Source organism: Acidovorax soli (assembly GCF_014207955.1).
Classification (GTDB): domain Bacteria; phylum Pseudomonadota; class Gammaproteobacteria; order Burkholderiales; family Burkholderiaceae_C; genus Acidovorax; species Acidovorax soli_A.
This window is the reverse complement of record NZ_JACHLK010000001.1, coordinates 293,668-308,628: the sequence shown is the minus strand read 5'-3', so window position 1 is coordinate 308,628 and position 14,961 is coordinate 293,668. Positions and strand designations below refer to the sequence as shown.

The 14,961-nt window shown below is 68.3% G+C and carries 13 protein-coding genes; 3 read left to right on the top strand and 10 right to left on the bottom strand.

Annotated features, from left to right (window positions below; all coding sequences use genetic code 11):
- Positions 1-39: 39 nt before the first annotated feature.
- The 9 genes from HNP48_RS01415 to HNP48_RS01375 form a co-directional block, all read right to left on the bottom strand.
- Positions 40-1,902, bottom strand: coding sequence for a phosphoenolpyruvate carboxykinase (GTP) (locus tag HNP48_RS01415; RefSeq protein ID WP_184855060.1), 1,863 nt, complete (start codon positions 1,900-1,902; stop codon positions 40-42).
- Between the two features lie 289 nt (positions 1,903-2,191).
- Positions 2,192-2,899 carry a 7-cyano-7-deazaguanine synthase QueC gene (gene queC / locus HNP48_RS01410; RefSeq protein ID WP_184855059.1) on the bottom strand — a complete coding sequence of 236 codons (708 nt, stop codon included), beginning with the start codon at positions 2,897-2,899 and terminating at the stop codon, positions 2,192-2,194.
- Between the two features lie 97 nt (positions 2,900-2,996).
- Positions 2,997-3,143, bottom strand: coding sequence for a hypothetical protein (locus HNP48_RS01405; RefSeq protein WP_184855058.1), 147 nt, complete (start codon positions 3,141-3,143; stop codon positions 2,997-2,999).
- Positions 3,144-3,380: 237 nt separating this feature from the next.
- Positions 3,381-4,580 (bottom strand): threonine ammonia-lyase, encoded by a 1,200-nt coding sequence (locus HNP48_RS01400; protein ID WP_184855057.1) that lies wholly within the window; start codon positions 4,578-4,580, stop codon positions 3,381-3,383.
- Positions 4,581-4,660: 80 nt separating this feature from the next.
- Positions 4,661-5,941, bottom strand: coding sequence for a TRAP transporter large permease (locus tag HNP48_RS01395; RefSeq protein ID WP_184855056.1), 1,281 nt, complete (start codon positions 5,939-5,941; stop codon positions 4,661-4,663).
- Positions 5,942-5,945: 4 nt separating this feature from the next.
- On the bottom strand, positions 5,946-6,452 hold the full coding sequence (locus tag HNP48_RS01390) for a TRAP transporter small permease (RefSeq protein WP_184855055.1): 507 nt from the start codon (positions 6,450-6,452) through the stop codon (positions 5,946-5,948).
- A 31-nt stretch (positions 6,453-6,483) separates the two neighbouring features.
- Positions 6,484-7,872, bottom strand: a complete 1,389-nt coding sequence (locus tag HNP48_RS01385; RefSeq protein ID WP_184855641.1) for an FAD-binding oxidoreductase — start codon at positions 7,870-7,872, stop codon at positions 6,484-6,486.
- Between the two features lie 14 nt (positions 7,873-7,886).
- Positions 7,887-8,915 (bottom strand): TRAP transporter substrate-binding protein, encoded by a 1,029-nt coding sequence (locus HNP48_RS01380; protein WP_184855054.1) that lies wholly within the window; start codon positions 8,913-8,915, stop codon positions 7,887-7,889.
- A 24-nt stretch (positions 8,916-8,939) separates the two neighbouring features.
- Entirely contained in the window at positions 8,940-9,839 is a 900-nt protein-coding gene (locus HNP48_RS01375; RefSeq protein ID WP_184855053.1) for a fumarylacetoacetate hydrolase family protein, read from the bottom strand.
- A gap of 113 nt (positions 9,840-9,952) precedes the next feature.
- Here HNP48_RS01375 and HNP48_RS01370 point away from each other — a divergent pair, with 113 nt between their 5' ends.
- The 3 genes from HNP48_RS01370 to HNP48_RS01360 all read left to right on the top strand — a co-directional run bounded on the left by HNP48_RS01370 (position 9,953) and on the right by HNP48_RS01360 (position 12,862).
- Complete coding sequence (locus HNP48_RS01370) at positions 9,953-10,633, top strand: GntR family transcriptional regulator (RefSeq protein WP_184855052.1); 681 nt, start codon at positions 9,953-9,955, stop codon at positions 10,631-10,633.
- 83 nt (positions 10,634-10,716) lie between these two features.
- Positions 10,717-11,856 (top strand): serine hydrolase, encoded by a 1,140-nt coding sequence (locus HNP48_RS01365; protein WP_311773789.1) that lies wholly within the window; start codon positions 10,717-10,719, stop codon positions 11,854-11,856.
- Positions 11,795-12,862: a serine hydrolase gene (locus HNP48_RS01360; RefSeq protein WP_184855050.1), complete on the top strand. Its 1,068-nt coding sequence runs from the start codon at positions 11,795-11,797 to the stop codon at positions 12,860-12,862. The genes HNP48_RS01365 and HNP48_RS01360 overlap by 62 nt, the downstream gene beginning before the upstream one ends.
- 10 nt (positions 12,863-12,872) lie before the next feature.
- Here HNP48_RS01360 and recQ read toward each other — a convergent pair whose 3' ends face one another.
- On the bottom strand, positions 12,873-14,729 hold the full coding sequence (gene recQ, locus HNP48_RS01355) for a DNA helicase RecQ (protein ID WP_184855640.1): 1,857 nt from the start codon (positions 14,727-14,729) through the stop codon (positions 12,873-12,875).
- Positions 14,730-14,961 lie beyond the last annotated feature (232 nt).

The following is a 14,961-nucleotide window of genomic DNA, read 5'->3' as shown; positions in this document are numbered from 1 at the left end:
GGCTTGGTGCAGGCCCGGCTACGCCAGGCTCTGCCGTGGTCAGGCGGCCAGGCGCTTTTCGATGGCAGCCTTGGTGTCCAGCAGGGCCTGTGGCAGGTGGTAGGCCAGTTGCTCGAAGTGGGCAGTGTGCAGCTTGAGTTCCTCGGTCCAGGCGGCCTTGTCGATGCTGGTCACGGTGTCGAACTGGGCGGCGCTGAAATCGAGGCCGGTCCAATTGATCTCGGCGTAGGCCGGGGCCACGCCGAACATGGTGTCCTGGCCCTGGGCTTTGCCTTCCAGGCGGTCGATCATCCACTTGAGCACGCGCATGTTCTCGCCATAGCCGGGCCAGACGAACTTGCCGGCCTCGTCCTTGCGGAACCAGTTGGTCGTGTAGATGCGTGGCAGGGTGGCGCCCGAGGCGGCCAGCTTCTCACCCAGGTTGAGCCAGTGCTGGAAGTAGTCGCTCATGTTGTAGCCCATGAAGGGCAGCATGGCGAAGGGGTCGCGGCGCACCACGCCCTGCTGGCCAAAAGCCGCAGCGGTGGTTTCCGAACCCATGGTGGCGGCCATGTAGACGCCTTCGGTCCAGCTCTTCGCCTCGGTCACCAGCGGCACGGTGGTGGAGCGGCGGCCGCCGAAGATGAAGGCGTCGATCTTCACGCCCTTGGGGTCGTCCCAGGCGGCATCGAGCGCGGGGTTGTTGGTCGCGGCCACGGTGAAGCGGGCGTTGGGGTGGGCGGCCTTGGCACCGGTCTGCTTGGCGATCTCGGGCGTCCAGTCCTTGCCTTGCCAGTCGATCAGGTGCGCGGGCTGGCCGCCGTTGTCCTTCTCCATGCCTTCCCACCAGACGTCGCCGTCATCGGTCAGGGCCACGTTGGTGAAGATCACGTCCTTGTCCAGGCTGGCCATGCAGTTGGGGTTGGTCAGCGTGTTGGTGCCGGGGGCCACGCCGAAGTAGCCGGCCTCGGGGTTGATGGCGCGCAGGCTGCCGTCGGCCTGGGGCTTGATCCAGGCGATGTCGTCGCCGATGGTCGTGACCTTCCAGCCGTTGAAGGCCTCCGGCGGCACCAGCATCGAGAAGTTGGTCTTGCCGCAGGCACTGGGGAAGGCAGCAGCCACGTGGTACTTCTTGCCTTCGGGGTTCGTCACGCCCAGGATCAGCATGTGCTCGGCCAGCCAGCCCTGGTCGCGGCCCATGGTCGAGGCGATGCGCAGCGCGAAGCACTTCTTGCCCAGCAGCGCATTGCCGCCGTAGCCCGAACCGTAGCTCCAGATCTCGCGCGTCTCGGGGTAGTGCACGATGTACTTGGTCTTGTTGCAGGGCCAGGACACATCCTTCTCGCCGGCGGCCAGAGGGGCGCCCACGGTGTGCACGCAGGGCACGAACTCGCCGTCCACGCCGAGCACGTCGTACACGGCCTTGCCCATGCGGGTCATGATCTTCATGTTGACGGCCACGTAAGGGCTGTCGGACAGCTCGATGCCGATGTGGGCGATGGGCGAGCCCAGCGGGCCCATGCTGAAGGGCACCACGTACATGGTGCGGCCCTTCATGCAGCCGTCGAACAGGGGCTGCAGCGTGGCGCGCATCTCGGCCGGGGCCATCCAGTTGTTGGTCGGGCCGGCGTCTTCCTTGGCGGCCGAGCAGATGTAGGTGCGGTCTTCCACGCGCGCCACGTCCGAGGGGTCGGACCAGGCCAGGTAGCTGCCGGGGCGCTTGGCGGGGTTGAGCTTCTTGAAGGTACCGGCGTCGACCAGTTGCTGGCACAGGCGGTCGTATTCCTGCTGGCTGCCATCGCACCAGTAGATGCTGTCGGGCTTGCACAGGGCGGCCATGTCGGCCACCCAGGCGAGCAGCCGGGCGTTCTTGACGTGTGCGGGGGCGTTGAGGTTCAGGCCCTGCATGGTGGGTGCGTTCATCGGGAGCTTCCTAAGTTGAAAAACAGTCTTTTCAAAGGAAGCGTCCCGGGACCCGGGGCGAGAGGCCTGGCGCAGGTGCGGATGCTGAGCGCTGCCTTTGAAAAAACGGCTTTCTGGCTCAGTCGGCGGGCGGGGCGCGGTTCATCCCCACGGGGTGGAGGACGGGTTCCACGGATTCCGCGGGTCGGCTGGGATGTCGATTTTATGAATCTGCCGCCAATTTGTCTGTCAGAAAGGTCCTAAAACAATGCAAAAAAAGCATAGGGTTATGCGGACCTTTTGGGGCCTTTCAGCTCCCCGCGGAGGCGGTCCAGCGCTCGTAGCCGGCCTTGCGCAGCGCGCAGGCCGGGCAGCTGCCGCAGCCGTAGCCCCAGGCGTGGCGCTCGCCGCGCACGCCGTGGTAGCAGGTGTGGGACTCCTCCAGCACCAGGTCCACCAGGGCCTGGCCGCCCAGGTCCTGGGCCATCTGCCAGGTCTCGGCCTTGTCCAGCCACATCAGCGGCGTCTCGAAGGTGAAGCGCTGGCCCATGCCCAGCGACACGGCCACCTGCAGGGCCTTCAAGGTGTCATCGCGGCAATCGGGGTAGCCCGAGAAATCGGTCTCGCACATGCCGCCCACCAGGGTGTGCAGGCCACGCCGGTAGCCCACGGCGGCTGCCAGGTTGAAGAACAGCAGGTTGCGCCCGGGCACGAAGGTGTTGGGCAGGCCGGCCGCGGTCATCTGGATCTCGGTGGCGCTGGTGAGGGCCGTGTCGCTGATGCGGCCCAGCACGGCCAGGTCGAGCATGTGGTCTTCGCCCAGGCGGGCGGCCCACTCGGGAAAGCGCTCGCGCAGGGCCGAGAGCACGGTCTGGCGGGCGGCCAGCTCGATGTGGTGGCGCTGGCCATAGTCGAAGCCGATGGTTTCGACATGGGCGAAATGCCTGAGCGCCCATGCCAGGCAGGTGGTGGAATCCTGTCCACCGGAGAAAAGAACCAATGCGCTTCCGGGTCTCATGGCGAACTCCTGGCGGTTGAGGGTGATGAAAAAACAGGCAAAAAAAAGCCCCGCTGCGCGGGGCTTGCCAGGGGGCGTGCAAGGCGCTCCGCGGCGATCAGGCCATGTTCACGGCAATGAATGCCAGCAGGAACATCATGATGCCGCCCACGACAGGCAGCACGATGGGCATCAATGGCACCACGTTTTCCACGGCGTCGGCCGAATGTTCTTCAGGGGCGTGCGAGGTGTTGTGGTCGGACATGGCGGGGCTCCAGGTGCTTAAAACTTGGCCAATTCTAGCCGGTGTATTTAAAACGGCCCTTGCTTTCTGATTGACCGTGTCGCAAGCCCCTTTGCTGTTACTCCCAGGAGCCGCGGAATTGGCGCTGCCTGGGCCAGTGCCCCCGCGCAAGGGCCGCCCCGCCGCGAAGGCGGCGTATCCAGCTTTTGCGCTGGGGGCGTCCCCCTGTAGGGGGAAGGCGCGTAGCGCCTCAGGGGGTTACATCAAGCCGGCTTCCATGCCGCCTTCGCGCAGGTGCGTGAGCACCTCTTCGATGTGCTCCTTGCCGCGCGTCTGCAGCACCAGCTCGATCTCGACATTCTGTGCGGCCAGCATGGTGAAGGCACGCTGGTGGTGCACCTCCTCGATGTTGGCGCCGGTGTCGGCCACCATGGCCGTGATGCGGGCGAGCACGCCGGGTACGTCGCGCGCGCTGACCTTGACGCGCGCCAGCCGGCCCGAGCGCACCATGCCCCGCTCGATGATGGCCGCCAGCAGCAGCGGGTCGATGTTGCCGCCCGAGAGCACGAGGCCGACCTTCTTGCCCGCAAAGCGCTCGGGGTGGCGCACCAGCGCCGCCAGGCCGGCGGCGCCTGCGCCTTCGACCAGGGTCTTCTCGATCTCCAGCAGCATGAGCACGGCCTGCTCGATGTCGCCTTCGTCCACCAGCAGCAGGTCATCGACCAGGTGCTCGATGATCTCCTGCGTGATCTTGCCCGGCGTGCCCACGGCGATGCCCTCGGCGATGGTCGAGGTGCCTTGCGGGTGCTGCGTGCCCTGGATGGCGTTGACCATGGCCGGGAAGCGCCGGGTCTGCACGCCCACGACCTCGATGCCCGGGCGGATCGCCTTGGCCGCCGTGGCCACGCCCGCGATCATGCCCCCGCCGCCCACCGCGATCACCAGGGTCTCCAGGTCGGGCACGGCGGCCAGCATCTCCAGCGCCAGCGTGCCCTGGCCCGCGGCCACGGCCTCGTCGTCGTAGGGGTGCACGAAGGTCAGGCTGCGCTCACCGGCCAGGTGGTAGGCATGGGCGCGCGCTTCCTCCAGGGTGTCGCCGTGCAGCACCACCTCGGCGCCGAAGCCGCGCGTGCGCTGCACCTTCACGCCCGGGGTGAAGCGCGGCATCACGATCACCGCGCGCAGGCCCAGGCGCTGCGCGTGGTAGGCCACACCCTGGGCATGGTTGCCGGCGCTCATGGCGATCACGCCGCGGGCCTGCTCCTCGGCGCTCAGCTGCACCAGCTTGTTGCAGGCGCCGCGCTCCTTGAAGGAGGCGGTGAACTGCAGGTTCTCGAACTTGAGGAAGACCTGCGCGCCCACGATCTGCGAGAGCGTCTTGGACTCGACGCAGGGCGTGTCGAGCACATGGCCCTGGACGCGGGCGGCGGCGGCATGGATGTCTTGGAGGGTCAGCATGGGTGCCATTGTGGCGCCGCCAGGCCCGCTTGTGCGACGGCCGGCGGGCCTTTTCTTGGCCTGCCCGCCCGCGGCGCCCCTTACCGAGTGAAGAAGCGCAGCGGTCCCATCACCAGCTGCGGGAACAGCGTCAGCAGCAGCAGCACCGCCGTCTGTGCCAGCAGGTAGGGCATGACGGCGCGTATCACCGGCTCCATGCGCTCGCGCGCCACACCGCAGACGACGTTGAGCACCGTGCCCACGGGCGGGGTGATGAGGCCGATGGCGTTGTTCATGATGAACAGCACGCCAAAGTACACCGGGTCGATGCCCGCCATGCGCACCACGGGCATCAGCACGGGCACCAGGATCAGGATGGTGGGCGCGAAGTCGAGCGCCGTGCCCACGGCGAAGACCAGCGCCATGATCACCAGCATCAGCAGCACCGGGCTGCCCACCAGCGGCTGCAGCATGTCGGCCACCACCATGGGGATGTTGGCCGCGGCGATGAGCCAGGCCGAGACCTGCGCCGCCGCCACCAGGAACATCACCACGGCCGAGGTCTTGGCGCTGGCCAGGAGCAGGCCGTAGAGCTGCGACCAGCGCAGCTCGCGGTACACCACGAAGCCGATGAACAGTGCGTAGAACACGGCCACCACGGCCGCCTCGGTGGGCGTGAAGTAGCCCGCCTTGAGCCCGCCCACAATGAGCACGGGCAGCAGCAGGGCCCAGAAACCGGCGATGGTGGCCGACAGGCGCCGGCGCAGCGGCATGCGCTCGCCGCGCGGCATGCCGTCGCGGTGGGACTGGTAGATCCAGGTGAACACCAGGGCCAGTGCCATCAGCAAGCCCGGCACGATGCCGGCGATGAACAGCTGGGTGATGGAGATGTTGCCCACCACGCCCAGCATTACGAAGCCGATGGACGGCGGGATCACGGGCGCGATGATGCCGCCCGAGGCGATCAGCCCCGAGGCGCGCGGGATGTCGTAGCCGGCCTTGCGCATCATGGGGATCAGCAGCGCCGCGACGGCGGCCGTGTCGGCGATGGCCGAGCCCGAGAGCGAGGCCATGACCACGCAGGCGAAGATGGCCACGTAACCCAGGCCCCCCTTGAAGTGCCCGACCCAGGCGCTGGCCACGTCCACGATGCGCCGCGAGATGCCACCGGCGTTCATGAGCTCGCCCGCGAGCACGAAGAAGGGAATGGCCATGAGCGGGAAGCTGTCGGCCCCGGACAGCATGTTCTGCGCGATGATCTGCGCGTCGAACAGGTCCATGTAGAACATCATGGCCATGCCGCAGGCGATCAGCGAAAAGGCGATGGGCACGCCCAGCGCCATGGCAGCCAGCAGCGAGAGCACGAAGACGGCGACGACCATGATGTCAGGCCCCTTCTTCGCTCACGGCGACCAGGGCGGCCGGGCTGACGCGGCCGCTGAGCAGCCGCGCGATGTTGGCCACGGTCATGACCCCGATGGACGCCGCGCACAGGTAGGCCACCGAGTACACCACGCCCAGCGAGATGCCGGTCACCAGGCCGGAGTTGGCCATGTTGAGCGCATGCTGGCGCAGCAACCCCCACAGCAGCACGCCGCAGCAGGCCAGCGTGATGCACTGGGCCAGCAGCACGGCCGCGAACAGTGCCTTGCCCGAGAGGCGGTGCACCAGCATGTCCATGCCCAGGTGGCCGCCTTCGCGCATCGCCAGGATGGCGCCCAGGAAGATCAGCCAGATGAACAGGAAGCGCGACAGCTCCTCGGAGACATTGATGCCCGAATCGAAGAAATGGCGCAGCACCACGTTGCCGAACACCATGACACACATGGCGGCCAGGCACAGCACGACGATCCCCTCCAGCGCCTTGAAATACCAGTGGATGAGTTGCTTCATGGAAAGTGGGAGAAAGGGCGGGGAGGCCGCGTCAGAACGCGAAGACCTTGCCGGGGTTCATGAGGTTGTGCGGGTCCATGGCGTGCTTGATCTGGCGCATCAGAGCCACCGAGCTGGCCCCCAGCTCGTCGAGCAGAAAGCCCTGCTTGTGCAGGCCCACCCCATGCTCGCCGGTGCAGGTGCCCTCCATGGCCAGCGCGCGCCGCACCAGCCGGGCATTGAGCGCCTCGGCCTGCTCCACCTCCTGGTGGTCGGCGGCGTCCACCAGCATCTGCACGTGGAAGTTGCCGTCGCCCACATGGCCCACGATGGGGCCCAGCATGCCCGACTGCTGCAGGTCCTGCGCGGTCTGGCCCACGCATTCGGCCAGGCGCGAGATCGGCACGCAGACATCGGTGACCACCGAGCGGCAGCCCGGGCGCAGCTGCAGCGCGGCGAAGTAGACGTTGTGCCGTGCCTCCCACAGGCGGGTGCGTTCCTCGGGGCTGCTGGCCCACTGGAACTGGGCGCCGCCGCCGTCCTGTGCCAGGGCCTGCACGATGGCAACCTGCTCTTTCACGCCGGCCTCGCTGCCGTGGAACTCGAAGAACAGGTGGGGCTGCTCGGGCAGGCCGGTGCGGCTGTAGCCGTTGAGCGCACGGATGGCCGTGGCGTCGACGAACTCGCAGCGCGCGATCGGTACGCCGAGCTGGATGGTCTGCACCACCACCTGCACGGCGGCGCCGATGTCGGGGAAGGCGCAGACCGCGGCCATCACGCTCTCGGGCAGCGGGTACAGGCGCACCGTGGCCTCCACCACCACGCCGAGGGTGCCTTCCGAGCCCACGAACAGGCGCGTGAGGTCGTAGCCCGCGGCCGACTTGCGCGCGCGCTGGCCGGTCCTGACCACCTCACCATCGGCCGTGACCACGGTGAGGTTGAGCACGTTCTCGCGCATGGTGCCGTAGCGCACGGCGTTGGTGCCGCTGGCGCGTGTGGCGCACATGCCGCCGATGGTGGCGTCGGCCCCGGGGTCGATGGGAAAGAACAGGCCGGTGTCGCGCAGTTCCGCATTGAGCGCCTTGCGCGTCACCCCGGGCTGCACGGTGGCGGTCTGGTCCTCGGGGTGGATGGCGATCACCCGGTCCATCTGCTGCAGGTTCAGCGTGAGGCCGCCCTGGGTGGCCAGCGTGTGGCCTTCGAGCGACGAACCCGCACCATAGGGCACGAGGGGAACGCCATGGTCGCGGCACAGGCGCACGATGGCCACCACCTCGTCCTGCGTGCGTGCATGGACCACGGCGTCAGGCGGCATGGCCGCAAAGATCGACTCGTCGCGCCCGTGGTGCGCGCACACCGCCGGGCTGGTGGACAGGCGCGGGCCGAGCAGCGTCTCCAGCGCACCAAGGAAGGCGGGGGGCAGGGGCGGGCGCTGGGGCATGTCGTTCACTGCGCTCACTGCGGCTTGCCGGCGGCGCGCGCCTTGGCGATCTCGCCACGCACCAGGGCCATGAACTCGGGGCCGATCTTCTCCAGGTGCGGCGCGATGGCCGGCGGCACCTTGTCGCGGATGGCCTGCAGGTCGGCCTCGGAGAACTGCGTCACCTGCATGCCCTTGTCCTTCATGCCCTGCAGCGCGGCGCCGGCCTCGGCCGCGGTGGTCTTGCGCTGGTAGGCCGTGGCGCTCTTGGCGGCAGTGGTCATCATCTGCTTCTCGTCGGCCGAGAGGCTGTCCCAGTACTTCTTGGACACGGCGAAGATCAGCGGCGAGTAGACATGGCCCGAGAGCGTCATGTACTTCTGCACCTCGTAGAAGCGCTGGGTGTACATCAGCACGACGGGGTTCTCCTGCCCGTCAAAGGCCTTGGTTTCCAGTGCCACGAAGAGCTCCGACCAGGGCAGGGGCGAGGCGTTGGCGCCGATGGCCTTGAAGGCATCGAGCGTGAGCGGGTTGGGCTGGGTGCGCAGCTTCAGGCCCTTGAGGTCGTCGATCTTGTTTACCGGCCGGCGCGAGTTGGTGATGTGGCGAAAGCCGTTTTCCCACCAGCCCAGCACGTGGATGCCCACGCCGGCGAGCTTGGTGTTGAGGTACTGGCCCACGGGGCCGTCGAACACAGCGTGCGCCTCGGCCTCGGTGTTGAACAAAAAGGGCACGTCCTGGAAGCCCAGTTCCTTGACCTGGCCGAGCAGTGCCAGCGCGCTGCCGGTGTAGAACTCCTGCACGCCGCCCTGCAGGGCGCCCAGCATCTGCGGGTCCGGCCCCAGGGCCTGGTTGGCGATCACGGTGATCTTCATCTTGCCGCCGGTGGCCTTGTCCATGTCGGCGGCGAACTGCTTGGCCGCCAGGCCGGCGGGGTGGTTGTCGGCCAGGCCATGGCCGAAGCGCGCGGTGCGCGCCTTGACGTCCTGGGCCTGGACGCCGAGGGCGGCCAGGGCGGTGAGCGTGCCGACGAGGGTGGCGCGCAGCAATCGGTTCAATGGCATGGCTGTCTCCTTGGGTGTGTTCGGTCAAGCGATGGCGGGTTCGGACGGGCGGGGGGCACTGGCATGCTGGGACTGCACGGGGTTGCGCAGCAGGCCGATGCGCTCGATCTCCACCTCGCAGGTGTCGCCGGGCTTCATGTACAGGCGCGGCTCGCGCGCATGGCCGATGCCGGCCGGCGTGCCGGCCACGATCAGGTCGCCGGCCTCCAGCGTGATGGCCTCGCTGATGGTGACGATCAGCGATTCGATGTCGAACACCATGTCGTCGGTGTTGGCCGACTGCACGGTCTGGCCGTTCAGCCGGGTTTCCAGCTGCAGGCCGCGCGCCCCCGGGGGCAGCTCGTCGGCCGTGACCAGGCAGGGGCCGAAGGCGCCCGTGCCGTCGAAGTTCTTGCCCATGGTCCATTGCGGGGTCTTGAACTGGTATTCGCGCACGCTGGCGTCGTTGAAGACCGAATAGCCCAGCACGTGCGAGAGGGCGTCCTCACGGGTGATGCGGCTGCCGCCGGTGCCAATCACCGCGACCAGCTCGCCCTCGAAGTCCAGTGAATCCGACAGGGGCGAGTGCAGCAGCGGCGCGCCGTGCGGGATGACGCTGGAGTTGAAGCGCGCGAACAGGGTGGGGTAGGCGGGCTGCACGAAGCCGCTTTCGGCCGTGTGGTCGCGGTAGTTCAGGCCCACGCAGATGATTTTGGCGGGGCGGGCCACGGGGGCCAGCAGCTGCACGGCGGCCAGGTCCACCACGGGCTGGCGGGCCATGGTGGCGGCCGCGCCGTCCAGCGCGGTGCGGCCTTCGCGCAGCAGCTGGTCCACATCGCCGGGGTAGGCGGGCGCGCCCTGCGTGCAGCCATGCCATGCACCGGTGGCGGGGTGGCACACGGCCCAGCCGTTGCGGCCGGACGATTGGAAGCGAAGCAATTTCATCAGTTCTCCTGGTGGCCGGCCGCGGGACCACCGCCCCGGCCGCTTGGATATATATTTGATCGAATAATCTATTATTAGTGTGTTGGTAGATTCCCGGATAAGATAGAGCCGCCATGCTGACCACCCTCCCCAAGCGCACCCAGGCCGAGACGGCGTGCGACCTGATCCGCGCCGAAATCCTCGACGGGCGCCTGCCGCCGGGCGCCAAGCTCAACATCAAGGCCATCGAGGAGCGGCTGGAACTGAGCCTGGGCGCCGTGCGCGAAGCGCTGTCGCGCCTGGGGGCCGAGGGCATGGTGATGGGCGAGTCGCACCGCGGCTACCGCGTGAGCCCGGTGAGCCGGGCGGAGCTGCTGGACCTGACCCGCGCACGGGTGGAGCTGGAATCCCTGTGCCTGGGCCAGGCCATGGACCATGGCGGCGTGGAGTGGGAGACGCGCATCGTCGCGGCGGCCCACCGCATGGAGCGCCTGCAGTCCCTGCCGTCCGAGGCCGAGGCGCGCTCCACCGCTGCCTGGAACGAGGCGCATGGGGAGTTCCACGAGGCCCTGGTTGGCGCATGCCCCAACCAGTGGCTGCTGCGCATGCGCGACATGCTGTACCGCCAGAGCGAGCGCTACCGGCGCCTGTCGGTGCCCCTGGGCACGGACCAGCGTGACGTGCGTGGCGAGCACCGCCAGATCATGGAGGCCGCGCTGGCCCGCGACAAGGCGCGCGCCTTTGCCGCCATCGACGCCCATCTGTTCGCCACGGCGCAGCTCATCCTGCGCTCGCCCCTGCTGCAGGAGCCCTGAGCCCGCGCATGCGGTAACCCTCGGGATCACACAGTGTTACCGGCCGCGCCAGGGCCGGGGTGTACCGTTGCAGGTTTACGGAGGTGCCCGCCATCGCCCGTCCTGTACCGGCCCTTTTGCTTGCGCTGGCCCTGGCAGCGGGCGCTGCGCGCGCCCAGGGCGTCCCGTCCCCGCCTCCGGCCTGGCCCGAGCTGCTGCAGGCCGAGCTGGTCCAGGTCGCGGCGCAGAACACGGCCGGCATCGGCGTCTACGTGCGCGATCTGGAGACGGGCATTGCCGTGTCGCACCGCGGCATGGAGCGCTGGTACCTGGCGTCCACCGTCAAGGTGCCGGTCGCGCTGGCGGTGCTGCAGGCCGTGGAGCGCGGTGACTTCACGCTCGACACCCCGCTGCGCGTGCGCGCCTCGGACTATGTGGACGGTGCCGGCCAGACCAACGCCAAGCCCGTGGGCCGGGCGCTGAGCGTGCGCTACCTGCTCGAGCAGATGCTCATCTACAGCGACAACACGGCCAGCGACATGCTGATCGGCCTGGTCGGCATCCGCGCAGTGAACGCCCTGGTGCAGCAGCTCGTGCCCCAGGGCTTCGAGCGCATCACGAGCCTGGCTGACGTGCGTCGCCATGCCTATGGCCAGCTCACGCCGCAGGCCTCGCACCTGTCGGGCCATGACTTCCTGGTGATCAAGCAGCAGCGCAGCGATGCGGACCGCCTGCAGGTGCTGTCGCGCCTGCTGCAGGTGCCGGTCGCGTCCTTCCGGCTGCCCAGCGTGGGCGAGGCCTTCGAGGCCTACTATGCCGAGGGCCTCAATTCGGGCCGGCTTGATGCCTATGCCGATCTGCTGGAGCTGCTGGTGGGCGGCAAGATCGTCAATGCCGGGCACACGCGCTACCTGCTGTCGGTGATGGAACGCGTGCAGACCGGGGTGCACCGCGTGCAGGCCGGCCTGCCCAAGACGGCGCGCTTTGCGCACAAGACCGGCACGCAAAGGGCGCGCACCTGCGACTCCGGATTGGTCACTGTCCCACGCCTGGGCCGGGACCGGCGCGTTATCGTGGTCGCCTGCACGCGTGGAGAGCTGTCCAGCGCGCGTTCAGACCGTGCCCTGCGCGATGTGGGGGCGGCCCTGTGCCAGTCTGGCCTGCTGACCGACGGACGAACCCATGACCCAGAGTGTCCCCCCGTGGCGCGCGTGGTGCACCGCGCTGATCCTGGCGAGCGCTAGCCTGGCGGCGCAAGGCGCCGCCTGGAGCGACGCGCTGCGCCAGCAGATCGAACGCATCGACGCGGCCACGCCCGGCCAGCTCGGGGTCTACGTCAAGCGGCTGGACAACGGCGAGGTGCTGTCCTACCAGGCTGATCGGCCCTGGTACCTGGGCTCCTCGGCCAAGCTGCCGGTGGCGATTGCGGTGCTGCAGGAGGTCGAGCAGGGCCGGCACAGCCTGGCCGAGCAGGCCACGCTGCTGGACACGGACAAGGTGGACGGCTCGGGCAACGTGGTCTGGAACAAGACCGGCACGCGCTACCGGGTGGACGCACTGCTCAAGCGCATGCTGATGGAGAGCGACAACACGGCGGCCAACATGCTGATGCGCACCATCGGCGACGAGGCGCTCAACCGCCGCGCGCGCGAGCTGCTGGGCAACAAGGGCTTCGAGCGCATCACCAATTTCGCGCAGGTGCGCTACGACGTGTATGCCGAGCTGCACCCCGATGCGCTCACCCTGGGCAACATGGACCTGGTGCGCCTGGCCGCCGCACCCATGGGGCCCCAGCGCGTGGACGCGCTGGCCCGCACCATCGGGGTGGACAAGGCGGATTTCCGTGTGCAGACCATGGACGAGGCCTACAGGCGCTATTACGCGCGCGGCCTCAATTCAGCGCCGCTCACGTCCTACGGCGACATGCTGGAGAAACTGGTGCGGGGCCAGCTGGTGTCGCCCGCGCACCAGCAGCGCCTGTTCACCGACCTCAAGTACGCCACCTACGATGCCTACCGGCTCGAAGCCGGCCTGCCACGCAGCGAGCGCTTCATCCACAAGACGGGCACCCAGCTGCACCGGGCCTGCCACATGGGCGTGGTCAACCCGCAGGACGGCGGGCGTGCCGCCATCGTGGTGGCCACCTGCGCCGAAGGCCTGGACGAGCATGGCGAGGCCGGCAAGGCCTTCGAGCAGATCGGCCGGGCCATCACCGCGACCCTGTTGCCGGGCAAGAAGCCCGGCCGGTGAGCACCCGTGGCTACTGCGCGCAGACGCGCAGCACCTCGCTGCCGTAGGCCTCGAGCTTCTTGGCGCCCATGCCGCTGATGCCCTGCAGGTCGTCCTGCGTGGCCGGGTTGCGCTCGGCAATGGCGGCCAGCGTGGCGTCGTGGAAGATCACATAGGCCGGCAGGTTGTGCTCCTTGGCCACCTCGGCGCGCCAGGCCTTGAGGTTGATGAAACGCACCTGTGCGTCGGGCCCCAGGTTGGCGGCAGCCGCTGGCGGCGCGCTGCCCTTGCGCGTGCGCTTGGCCGGCGCGGACGAAACCGACTCGCGCAGCTGCACCGGCACCTCGCCCTTGAGCACGGCGCGCGAGCCCTCGGTCAGGCACAGGGTGTCGAAGCTGTGGCCGCTGTCGAGCATGACCTTCTGCAGGCCCAGGGCGCCGGTGGCGATCAGCTGGCGCAAAACACCGCGCAGTTGGGGCTCGGACAGGTCGGCCCCGATGCCGAAGGTGGAGATCTTCTCGTGCCCGAACTGCACCACCTTCTCGGTCTTCTTGCCGCGCAGGATGTCCATGATGTGGCCCGCGCCAAAGCCGATGCGGCTGGCCTGCTGCACGCGGTAGATGGTGGACAAGAGCTTGCGCGCCGCGTCGGTCGCATCCCAGATGGCCGGCGGCGTGAGGCAGTTGTCGCAGTTGCCGCAGGGCGTGGACTCCTCACCGAAATAGGCCAGCAGGCGCACGCGCCGGCAGTCGGTGGCCTCGGCCAATGCCAGCAGCGCATCGAGCTTGCCGCGCAGCGCCTGCTTGAACTCCTCGCCCGCGGGGCTCTCGTCGATCATGCGGCGCTGGTTCACCACGTCGGCCAGGCCATAGGCCATCCAGGCGTCGGCGTTCAGGCCGTCGCGGCCCGCGCGGCCGGTCTCCTGGTAGTAGCCCTCGATGTTCTTGGGCATGTCCACATGGCCGACAAAGCGCACGTCGGGCTTGTCGATGCCCATGCCGAAGGCGATGGTCGCCACCATGACGACGCCTTCCTCGCGCAGGAAGCGGTCCTGGTTCTTCTGCCGCACTTTGGTGTCGAGGCCCGCGTGGTAGGGCAGGGCGGTAAGGCCGGCATCGCTCAGCGTGGCGGCCAGCTCTTCCACGCGCTTGCGCGACTGGCAGTACACCACGCCAGCTTCGCCCGCATGTTCGCGCTCGATAAAGCGCAGGAGCTGTGTGGTGGCGTCCTTCTTCTCGACGATGGTGTAGCGGATGTTGGGCCGGTCGAAGCTGCTGATGAACAGCCGCGCGTCTTCGAGTTGCAGGCGCTCGATGATGTCGGCGCGCGTGAGCTCGTCGGCCGTGGCCGTGAGCGCGATGCGCGGCACGCCCGCATAGCGCTCGTGCAGCACCGACAGGGCCCGGTACTCGGGCCGGAAGTCGTGGCCCCATTGGCTCACGCAATGCGCCTCGTCGATGGCGAAGAGCGACAGGTGCCCGCCGCTGTAGAGGCTGTCAAGCAGGCCCAGGAAGCGCGGTGTGTTCAGCCGCTCGGGCGCTGCATACAGCAGGGTGATGGCGCCGGTCTGCAGGCGGAATTCCACGTCCTGGGCCTCGTCGAAGCTCAGTGTGGAGTTCAGGAAGGCCGCGTCCACCCCGGCCTCGTGCAGGGCACCCACCTGGTCGTGCATCAGCGCGATCAGCGGCGAGATGACGATGGTCACGCCGCGCCCCTGGCGCTGGCGCACGATGGCCGGCACCTGGTAGCACAGCGACTTGCCGCCGCCCGTGGGCATGAGCACCAGGGCGTCGCTGCCGCCGATCACATGCTCGACGATGTCCTGCTGGGCGCCCCGGAACTGCTCGTAGCCGAACACGTCGTGCAGGACGGTGAGGGCGGGTGACAAACTCAATGACTCTCCTTTTGGTAGCTGCATGGCCTTGTCTGTTGTGGGCTGCAGCCTGATCGGGTGGGTGTTCAGACGCCTCGTGCGGCCCCGGTGGGGCGGCGGGCAAAGGCGCCTATTGTGCGCTGTGCGCCTGCCCGCCTGCGACCAACCCGCTGCTGTGGTCAACGATTCGCAATGCGAATGGATCGGTCCAATTGTCCAATTGGACGCAAATGGCTGCCGCCGCCAA

Coding starts and splice junctions, on each gene's coding strand:
- HNP48_RS01415 (WP_184855060.1), bottom strand. CDS start 1,902: ATGAACGCACCCACCATGCAGGGCCTGAACCTCAACGCCCCCGCACAC.
- queC (WP_184855059.1), bottom strand. CDS start 2,899: ATGAGACCCGGAAGCGCATTGGTTCTTTTCTCCGGTGGACAGGATTCC.
- HNP48_RS01405 (WP_184855058.1), bottom strand. CDS start 3,143: ATGTCCGACCACAACACCTCGCACGCCCCTGAAGAACATTCGGCCGAC.
- HNP48_RS01400 (WP_184855057.1), bottom strand. CDS start 4,580: ATGCTGACCCTCCAAGACATCCATGCCGCCGCCGCCCGCGTCCAGGGC.
- HNP48_RS01395 (WP_184855056.1), bottom strand. CDS start 5,941: ATGGTCGTCGCCGTCTTCGTGCTCTCGCTGCTGGCTGCCATGGCGCTG.
- HNP48_RS01390 (WP_184855055.1), bottom strand. CDS start 6,452: ATGAAGCAACTCATCCACTGGTATTTCAAGGCGCTGGAGGGGATCGTC.
- HNP48_RS01385 (WP_184855641.1), bottom strand. CDS start 7,872: ATGCCCCAGCGCCCGCCCCTGCCCCCCGCCTTCCTTGGTGCGCTGGAG.
- HNP48_RS01380 (WP_184855054.1), bottom strand. CDS start 8,915: ATGCCATTGAACCGATTGCTGCGCGCCACCCTCGTCGGCACGCTCACC.
- HNP48_RS01375 (WP_184855053.1), bottom strand. CDS start 9,839: ATGAAATTGCTTCGCTTCCAATCGTCCGGCCGCAACGGCTGGGCCGTG.
- HNP48_RS01370 (WP_184855052.1), top strand. CDS start 9,953: ATGCTGACCACCCTCCCCAAGCGCACCCAGGCCGAGACGGCGTGCGAC.
- HNP48_RS01360 (WP_184855050.1), top strand. CDS start 11,795: ATGACCCAGAGTGTCCCCCCGTGGCGCGCGTGGTGCACCGCGCTGATC.